The sequence below is a fragment of the Acinetobacter rudis genome (genome assembly GCF_000829675.1).
GTDB lineage: Bacteria > Pseudomonadota > Gammaproteobacteria > Pseudomonadales > Moraxellaceae > Acinetobacter > Acinetobacter rudis.
The window spans coordinates 1-2,055 of the sequence record NZ_BBRX01000137.1 but is presented as its reverse complement, the minus strand read 5'-3'; the positions used below and the strand labels follow the sequence as shown (position 1 = coordinate 2,055).

Below are 2,055 nucleotides of genomic sequence, written 5' to 3'. Positions count from 1 at the left end.
GTGGTGCTTACTTCTTAGAAGGCTTAAAAGATCTACAAAGTCGTCATCCAGAAATTGGTGATGTTGATGGTCTTGGTCTGGCTTTACGTGCAGAAATCTGTCAAACAGATGGCTTTACACCAAACAAAGAACTGTTAGACAAGATGGTTGATATCGGTTTATCAGGTACTTTGGAATATCAAGGTCAGAAGTGTGGTCTAGTCTTGGATGTTGGTGGTTACTATAAGAACGTAATTACTTTTGCACCATCACTTGAAATTAGCCGTGCTGAAATTGATCAGGCCTTGGTATTGCTTGAGCAATTATTATTGCGTGCTAAACGTGAGCTTTAATGGTTGATAATGAATACGTTTCGTAATCAATTAGAACCGCAAAGTCTGGTGGATGCTTTTTTAAAGCATCCACCAGCCACGTTTCAATTACATTCTGAATATGCTGGCGAGCATTTTTTTTCAACACATTTTGATTTGTTGACCACACTTGAGGCTCCTTTACGTCAGCGTTTGCTCAAGAGTCCTGGATATCGCTATTGGTCTAAGTTCCTGCAACGGCCTACAGGTTTTTTGGGAACGACAGTAACTGAGTACTCGATTATCGCGCATGGGAAGCGTGTTGAGCAGGTGGTTGAGGGTTTAAGTGTGGCAATGCAGACACAAGACCTCACCATTATTAAAGACTTACCAATAGATTCACCGTTGTTAAGTGCAGAAGACAATCATTACAGTCAACAATTGATTGAGTATGCAAGCCAGCAAGGTTTCCTCTCAGTGGAGGGGCAAGCTTTGGCGTATGTGCCAATAGATTTTCAAGATCAGGCAGACTATCTCTCACGCTTATCGAAAAGCCGAAGAAAAAACCTGAAACGGAAACTTCGCAGTTTGGATCAGCTTGATGTTGAGGTGGTGGAAACGGGGGATATTCGTTTTCATGATGCAGCATTTCGAGCAAGCTTATATGCTTTATATCTCGAAGTTTATCAACAAAGTGAGATTCACTTTGATTTACTGACAGCAGAGTTTTTTGATGAGATCTTACAAGACCAACAGGCACAGGGTCGGATCTTTTTTTATCGTTATCAGCAACAGTTAGTGGGCTTTAATATCTGTTATATCCATCAAAATAATTTGGTTGATAAGTATATTGGCTTCAACTATGACTTGGCTTTGCAGTTTAATCTGTATTTTGTCAGTTGGTTTGTTAACTTAGATTATGCCAAACAACAGCGCTTAAACTTTTATATTGCGGGTTGGACTGATCCTGAAGTTAAATCTCAGCTCGGTGCACAGTTTACTTTTACTCGTCATTTGGTTTGGATTAGACAACCTGTTTTACGTTTTATCTTGGCAAAGTTTAAACATAAGTTTGAATCAGATGCGCATTGGCATCAACAAAAAGTGGAGTAGGGAATATGCTACAGGCCGCAAAACGTCAGGCATGGGTATTAAATTTTGATGATTCAGCAGGTCAGCCACAGCATAGTGCTCAACTTGAGCTACAAGACTGGCAGGAAGACATCCGCTTTTCTTGTAACTGGAAAACCTTTAGACAGTTTTCAAATTTACTTGAACAACAACTGCCTACGGCCTCAGAGCTGGGCTGTGTATTATTAGGCAGTGGCGATTACCATCATGTGACTCAAGCTTTGTTATCTCGTTTAGATCCAAAGCAACCGATACATTTGATCGTATGTGATAATCATCCAGATAATATGCGTTACCCTTTGGGAATTCATTGTGGATCTTGGGTTTATTGGGCCAGCCGCTTGCCTCAAGTCGCACGGATCGATGTTATTGGGATTAGTTCGGCAGATATTAGTGTTGCCCATGCTTGGGAAAACCATTGTTTACCCTTGATTCGTGGAAAGTTGCATTATTGGAGTGTGAAACAATCTGCAGCATGGACACGCTGGGTCGGGGCTAAAGCCGCTTGGCATGGATATGAAGACCCGAATCAGCTGATGCAGGACTTTATTGGGCAGTTGGATCATGATTTACCTATTTATTTGTCTATAGATAAAGATGTATTTTCGCAGCAGGTGGTACAAACCAACTGGGA

The 2,055-nt window shown here is 41.2% G+C and carries 2 protein-coding genes and 1 pseudogene; all 3 read left to right on the top strand.

The genetic code is table 11. The features are described 5' to 3' along the window. A pseudogene (locus Aru01_RS18210) lies at window positions 1-332 on the top strand (aminotransferase class III-fold pyridoxal phosphate-dependent enzyme); the annotation flags it as partial. Between the two features lie 9 nt (window positions 333-341). Further along, entirely contained in the window at window positions 342-1,403 is a 1,062-nt protein-coding gene (locus Aru01_RS18205) for a GNAT family N-acetyltransferase (protein WP_016657073.1), read from the top strand. A 5-nt stretch (window positions 1,404-1,408) separates the two neighbouring features. Then, window positions 1,409-2,055 (top strand): hypothetical protein (locus Aru01_RS18200; protein WP_042111787.1); only part of this gene is annotated, 647 nt, incomplete at its 3' end.

Coding starts and splice junctions, on each gene's coding strand:
- Aru01_RS18205 (WP_016657073.1), top strand. CDS start 342: ATGAATACGTTTCGTAATCAATTAGAACCGCAAAGTCTGGTGGATGCT.